Here is a 6,650-nt window from a genome sequence, read left to right on the forward strand (position 1 = left end):
GGTTGTAAGAGACCGGGGCGGGCCCGCGGATGTGGGCCGGGAAGCTCGTTCCGGCCTGGCGCGCGGGGCGGGGGTGCGCGCGTACGGTCGGGGCGCTCGTACAATCGGCTCGTCCAACGGGAGAGGCAGGCGGATGACCACGCGGGAGCGGCCGCGGCGGGTGACGATCGGCGATGTGGCGCGCCACGCCGGGGTGTCGACGACGGCGGTGTCGAAGGTGCTGCGCAGTGCCTACGGTGTCAGCCCGGCCATGCGCGATCGGGTCAAGGCGGCCATCGAGGAGCTCGGCTACCGGCCGCATGCGGCGGCACGGGCGATGCGGGGGCGTACGTTCACGATCGGGGTGTTGCTTCCTGATCTGCGTAACCCGTTCTTCCCTGACATTCTGGACGGCCTGTCGGAGCAGCTCGCCGGCACCGATTACCAGGTGATCATGGTGCAGGGCGGCCCGGACATCGAGGCGGAGACGCGGGCGATCGACGCACTGGTGGACCGGCAGGTGGACGGCATCCTCATGATCGCGCCACGGGTGCGGCGGGCGCGGCTGGAGGAGGTGGCGGCGCAGATGCCGACGGTGGTGCTGGGCCTGCACGGGAAGTCGGCGGTGTACGACGTGGTGCACGACGATGACGAGCTCGGCGCGGAGCTGGTCGTACGGCACCTGATCGGGCTGGGGCACCGCCGGATCGCGCACATCGGCAACACACCGGGCCGCCGCGAGCGGACCTCGGGGATGCTGGAGACGATCAGGGCGGAGACGTACGAGCGGGTCATGCGCGAGCACGGCCTGGAGAGCGAGATCGCGGTGGCGCAGGCGGCCTACACCGAGGAGGGCGGCTACCTGGGGGCGCGCGAGCTGCTCGCCCGCTCGCCGCGCCCGACGGCGATCTTCGCGGGGGCGGACCTGGCGGCGTTGGGGGCGTTGCGGGCGCTGCACGAGGCGGGACTGTCGGTGCCGGCGGACATGTCGCTGGCCGGTTACGACAACACGCGGCTGGCGGCTCTGTCGAACATCTCGCTGACGAGCGTGGATCAGGACGGGGCGGTGATGGGGCGGATGGCGGGGCGGCTGCTGCTGGAGCGCATCGAGGGGCGTATGTCGTCGGTGCGGTTCTCGGTCACGCCGGCCCTGGTGCCCCGCCGCTCGACCGCCCCGCCCGCGCCCGGCGCGTAGAAGAGTCGCCCGCGCCGGCGCGGGCGGATGTTGTCGCCCGTGGCCGGCCGGCAGTGCCTGCACGCTGTGCGGGGATGGGCGGCGCCGTTGGGTGAGTCGGTGTGGTGGGGGGCAGACCAAGTACGAGAGAAAGGGATAGTCATGTCGCTGACCAGGGCGATCACACGGCACCGCCCAGCGTGCCGCACGGCCGCGATGGGTGTGCTCTAGAGCTGACGATGTTCACGCAGGTGCGGCGGAGGCGGCGGTTGTGGTGGCCCACCACTAGCGCAAGGGCGCGGCGCCGCGTCCTTTGGCGAGGGAGCCGTCGGGGTTGCGGTCGGGGGCACCCAGCAGTTGGCGGGTGATCGGGTCGAGGTCGGCGCGGTGCTGGAGCTGGGGGGCGGGGTCGTCGACAGGCTGCAGCCAGCGGTAGCCGTACTGGAGCATGAAGGCGATGCGGGGCTGGCCGGAGGTGTTGACGCCGCTGGCGTGGAAGGTGCGGTTTTCGAACAGGACGACGTCGCAGGGGCCGAGGTCGTGGGTGACGCCGTACATGTCGCGGTGCCAGCCGGGCCGCTCGGGGGTGCGGATGGTGCGCGGCGTGCCGGACGGCAGGGCGATCAGGTGGGCCGACAGCAGGTGGATGTTGGGGCTGAGCAGCGCGGTCAGCGCGGGGCGTGGGCGTGCTGAGCGCCGGCGGCCCGCTCGGGTTGCCGCTGCCGTCCTCAAGATCGGGCAAGAACCTCGGTCGCTGATTCGTCCAGAACCAACGGGTCCCGTCTGGCAGAACGCGCGGGCACTGGGGCGGTGTTGGTTCAGTGGGGCGGCCCTCGGCGACGCCCCGGTCCGGATGAGGAGGCCGGCTTCGGTGAGGATGTGCCGCTGGCGTAGCAGAACCCAGGAACAGCGGCTGGCGCTGAGAATCATCATGATGCGGGAGGCAGCCTGAGCTTCTTCGCTCGCGGCATGCTCGGCAACACTCTTACGGCCATCGGGCTTCCCCCGGGTGCCGGGCGGAGGGAGCTTTCTGGAAAGGTGATGCGTCAGCGTACGCCTGCCGCGTCGAGCAGGGTGGTCACCGTGGGTGCGACGAGTCCGGTTAGCTTGTCCGCTCCGATGCCCGCGCGGGCGCTGGCGCCGTCGAAGACCAGGCTGAGCTGCCGGGCCAGCAAGTCGGGATCGCCTGCCCCGCCCTGCTCGGCCTCGGCGCGGAAGAAGGCGGTCAGGTTCGCCTTGACCTGATGGGCGACCTGGCTCGCGGGGTGACTCTGATCCTTGAGTTCGATCTGCACGGCCAGGTACCGACAGCCTCGAAACTCGGGCGCGCCTGCCTGCGATTCCACCTGCTCGAAGACGTGCAGGATCCGGTCGCGGGGTGACTGGCCGTCGTCCGCCGCAGGCAGGAGAGTCGCCACGTAGGCGGCGGCGCGCTCCTTCATGCTAACTGCCAGGAGTTCGTCCTTGCTCTCGAACAGCTGGTACATGGAGCGCTTCGACACCCCCGCCGCCTTGCACAGCGCCTCGACGCCTATACCGACACCGTCTCGGTAGGTGAGCGTGGCCGCCGCCTCCAGCAGCCGCTCCCTGGGGCTTAGTTTCACTTCGGTGGTCATACCGCGAGGTTAACCCGAAGCGGACGAAATGAAAACCGATCGGTTTCCAGGCGGTTCCGGACAGAGGCTCGGCGACGGCCTGGGGGAAGACCGTCGCCGAGCCTGGTGGTGTGCGCGCCTGTAGTTCCCGGCAGGGCGACACACGCGGGGCCACTCCGAGGTCTGGTGGAACTCCTGGGTGGCCACGCTGCGGGCCGGGGAGCGGCAGTTGTCGCGGTTCATCCGGACCACCATCGCGATCAGGGTACGGGTGCCGGGCAACGCGGCCAGCGCGTGCTCGCGCTCGCCGGCCAGGTCGGGGCGGTCCAGGCTGACCGCGGCCGCGTCGTCCGCACCGGCCGCCAGGCACAGCTCGCGAAGGCAGGCCGCGTCGATCACCGCCGGCCGGCTCACCGCACCGGCCCTGCGCCGGGCGAGTACGGCCCGTTCCGACGGGTGGGCGGCCAGCTTCGCCGGAAGCCTGGGATCCGTCGGCCGGCCCTCGGCGTCGCGCGCGGCAGTCATCCGATGCTCCTAGTGAGTCGATTCGGGACTCGCCCCCACGGCGAGAAACCGATCAGTTTTGCCACCGTAAACCGATCGGTTTCAGCGCGCAAGCCCCGATGTCCCGCCGCGTCCTGCCGCTCCTCGTCGAAGAGCCCGTGCTGCCGGAGTTCTCCCGCGACCTCGGCGCCGTGGTGCGCTCCACCTCCGTCCCATCGCACCGGCGAACGGCTGTGCTCCCGCGGGGGCCGTGGCCTAACCGGACATCAGCCACGCTGGCGGCATCTACGAGACCTACGACGTCCTGGTGGCTCCGCACTGCCCGCTCGACCCAATCGTCCTCGCCACCAGTTTCCAACTCGACTTCGCGATCCCCAGCTTCCTCATCCAGGAACGGGCCCTGGTCATCGGCTACGGCGACAGCAGCGGACCGCTGGACTACCTCGCCGACACCACGCCCTTCACCTTCCGTGACGGCTACATTGGCCGCCCGACCCCGCCCGACCTCGGCATCACCATCGACGAGAACGCCGTCCGGGCCGCCGCCGAACGCGGCCACTGCTGGCGCGACCCGGTCTGACGCAACACGGATGGCTCACTGGCCTCCTGGTAGCCCGTGGCGCGTCCTCTCGTTGAACGAGCCTCTCCACTCGGAGAGTTGCGCGGTGGCCGCCCATGACCAGGGGCTATGCGAAGACCGCTGTTACACCACTCGATGGGAGTACGCCCAGAGATCTGGAGGTGATCGCTGATGCGGTCATGGCCTGATCGCAAGGTCGTCGTCGCCAGCCGGCGCAAGTCCGGTCCGGGTAATCGCCAGGGAGCCCGGTAGCAGGCTGGCGCTCCGGCCTGGAACGGGCCGGGTCGAAGTCCAGCGTCGAAGGCCGCCATGTGCGGGGCAAAGGGAGAGCCGAGCCCGGTCCTTCAGGGCGAAGGCCATGGACGGCGTGAAGATCCTGAAGGTGCAGCCCTTGAGAACTCCCGGCGTAGTGGACGTGGAACGCACAGAAGGTGGCGGCGGGAACTGGGGAGGCCCTCCCTGCGGCCCGGCGGATCTGCGGAAATTCCGCCGGAGAAACGGCGTCCTCTACGTCGAGCCCGCAGGCACCTCCTCACGGTCAACTGTCGAGAACCGGATACCCGGGCGCTTGCCGCTTAGAAACCGATCGGTGTACCTTGGTGGAAACCGATCGGTTTCAAGGGTCTCTGATCCACGGGCATCGGCGCAGCGTCAGTCGGTCAGTGCCGTTGATCGCCAAGCCGATGCAGAGATCAGTCCCGAACGCGCCGCGCCCGGCGCGTGCTGATCGCGTGCGTACTCAACCTCGGAGTCAAAACCATGTCTGCTCATGCCACCTCCACCATCTTCGTCATCGGCGGTACAGGGGCTCAAGGAATACCCATCGTTCGCGCCCTCGTCGCCGACAAGAAGTACTCCGTCCGGGTCCTCACCCGGGATGCCACCTCCCCCCGGGCCCAGGCTCTCCTCGCGCTCGGCAACGTCTCCATCCTCGAAGGGTCATTCGCCGACGAGGACGTGCTGCGCGAAGGATTTCGCGGCTGTGACGGGGCGTTCATCAACATCGACGGGTTCAACACCGGCGAGAAGACCGAGACCTACTGGGCCATCCGCAGTTATGAGATAGCGATCGAAGAAGGAATCAAGTTCTTCGTCTACGGAAATCTCGACTACGCCCTGAAGAAATCAGGCTACGACTCCAGGTTCCGCACCGGCCACTACGACGGCAAGGGCCGCATGGCCGAATGGGTTCTGTTCCAGAACGAAAAGAACAGGGACCGCATGGGAGCAGCGGTCTTCACGTCAGGTCCCTACATCGAGATGGTCATCTCACCGCTCACACCCATGACACCCACCATCGAGGACGGCGTCGTCACGTGGCGAGTCCCGCTCGGCGAGGGAGCCGTTCCGCACGTGGCTCTCGAGGACTGCGGATTCTATGTCCGCTGGCTCTTCGACCATCCGGAACGGGCCAATGGCATGGACCTCGAAGTCGCCATCGAGCACATGACCTATGCCGATATGGCGGCGGCATTCGAGAAGGTCACCGGGCATCCGGCCCAGTACATCGACACCGATCTGGACACATATTGGAACAGTCCGGACCTGAGGGGGATTGCTGATCATCCTGCCGGATACAACGCCGATCCCAACGACAAGAGCACCATGAGCTTCCGCGACAATTTCACGGGCTTCTGGAATGTGTGGAAGCACGGAATCATCGCCAGGGACTACGCTCTGCTCGACGAAATTCACCCCGACAGGATCAGAAGCGCTGAGGAGTGGTTCCGTCGCGAAGACCAGTTGGGAAGGGAGCTCGGCAAGGGAAGTCTCTGGGAGAGAGTCCAGCCGGAGAACTGGAGCATAGACTCCGCGGTCCTCAAGAGCAGCGCGGATTTCAGGACGGGCACGTTGTAGGCGGGCGCGATCAGCGCCGCCCATGGCCCGGCCAACACGGTCAGGAACGGGCGATCGGGCATTCCGGCAGAGGGTGCTCCAAACCGATCGGTTTTCAAGCGCAAGCTCAAGCAGGAACTGATTCGGGGTTGATGCCAGGAACAGCGGCTGGCGATGAAAATGATCTTGAGCGAAGTGTGATGTCCCGGCATCGATGTGTGATCGGGTCGGCTTCGAGTCCCCAGCGTCGTTGCTGATCTGGACCGCCGGATCGAACAGATCACGTCCACCATCGACGGCCGAAAGGTGCCGGCCGTCTCCTTGGTGGACCACCTCACCGCGGAGGCCGGGCGGGCCATCATTGCGGAGAACTACGCGGCATACGTCGCCGACTACGGCGAGCCCGCATAGTCGCGGAGGTACCTGGCGGCTGGGGACACGTTTGTGGGCGGAGGGCCGATCGGAACCTCCTTTGGGCCTGGGGACACCTTCGGTTGCGACATGAGGTCGCACGTTGTGAGTGGTCACGAGAAGGGAGGCCCGGCGATGTCGGGACCGTGATCCAGGTCAGTGTCTGAGACCTGTCCCTGCTCTGGCGTGCGCTGCGGGTAACCGTGGGGTGCGGAGCCCAGAGGAAAGCCCAAGGGTGCCCGTTCCGTCCGGGGACCACAGGCGAGGGGAAGGCTGGAAGGGCGAACGACCGTGAATCCTTGCTGATGCCTCGTCATGTCCACACTGCGGGACGGGATGCTGACCGTGGTGAACAGGGGCCGAGTCGTTGGAAGGCGGCGAACGGCGGCCGGGGACCGAACCTGACCGTGTAGACACCGTTGCCCCCACGGGGTACAGAGGACGGTGCGACACGAGGTCGCAGGTTGTGAGTGGGCTTACCAAATGGAGGTTCGGTTGATATCGAAGGTGTAGTCCCTGGTCAGTGTCCGTGAGACCTGTTCCCGCCTTGGCATGCGTCGCTGGTAACGGC

6 protein-coding genes are annotated in these 6,650 nt (G+C 67.5%); 3 read left to right on the forward strand and 3 right to left on the reverse strand.

Annotation, left to right across the window (positions count from 1 at the left end):
- Window positions 1-133: 133 nt before the first annotated feature.
- On the forward strand, window positions 134-1,174 hold the full coding sequence (locus EJK15_RS66475) for a LacI family DNA-binding transcriptional regulator (protein ID WP_138720466.1): 1,041 nt from the start codon (window positions 134-136) through the stop codon (window positions 1,172-1,174).
- Between the two features lie 264 nt (window positions 1,175-1,438).
- Here the strand turns inward: EJK15_RS66475 and EJK15_RS66480 are convergent, their stop codons facing one another.
- The 3 genes from EJK15_RS66480 to EJK15_RS66490 all read right to left on the reverse strand — a co-directional run bounded on the left by EJK15_RS66480 (window position 1,439) and on the right by EJK15_RS66490 (window position 3,273).
- On the reverse strand, window positions 1,439-1,885 hold the full coding sequence (locus EJK15_RS66480) for a hypothetical protein (protein ID WP_138720467.1): 447 nt from the start codon (window positions 1,883-1,885) through the stop codon (window positions 1,439-1,441).
- 314 nt (window positions 1,886-2,199) lie between these two features.
- Window positions 2,200-2,769, reverse strand: coding sequence for a TetR/AcrR family transcriptional regulator (locus tag EJK15_RS66485; RefSeq protein WP_138720468.1), 570 nt, complete (start codon window positions 2,767-2,769; stop codon window positions 2,200-2,202).
- A 9-nt stretch (window positions 2,770-2,778) separates the two neighbouring features.
- Entirely contained in the window at window positions 2,779-3,273 is a 495-nt protein-coding gene (locus tag EJK15_RS66490; protein ID WP_206062234.1) for a hypothetical protein, read from the reverse strand.
- A 262-nt stretch (window positions 3,274-3,535) separates the two neighbouring features.
- Between EJK15_RS66490 and EJK15_RS73920 the strand changes: the two genes are divergently transcribed.
- Together EJK15_RS73920 and EJK15_RS66500 are read left to right on the forward strand one after the other, a co-directional pair.
- Window positions 3,536-3,832 carry an enolase C-terminal domain-like protein gene (locus tag EJK15_RS73920; RefSeq protein WP_276615608.1) on the forward strand — a complete coding sequence of 99 codons (297 nt, stop codon included), beginning with the start codon at window positions 3,536-3,538 and terminating at the stop codon, window positions 3,830-3,832.
- 759 nt (window positions 3,833-4,591) lie between these two features.
- Complete coding sequence (locus EJK15_RS66500; RefSeq protein WP_138720469.1) at window positions 4,592-5,689, forward strand: NmrA family NAD(P)-binding protein; 1,098 nt, start codon at window positions 4,592-4,594, stop codon at window positions 5,687-5,689.
- Window positions 5,690-6,650 lie beyond the last annotated feature (961 nt).

It is taken from the genome of Nonomuraea basaltis (assembly GCF_005893125.1).
Classification (GTDB): domain Bacteria; phylum Actinomycetota; class Actinomycetes; order Streptosporangiales; family Streptosporangiaceae; genus Nonomuraea; species Nonomuraea basaltis.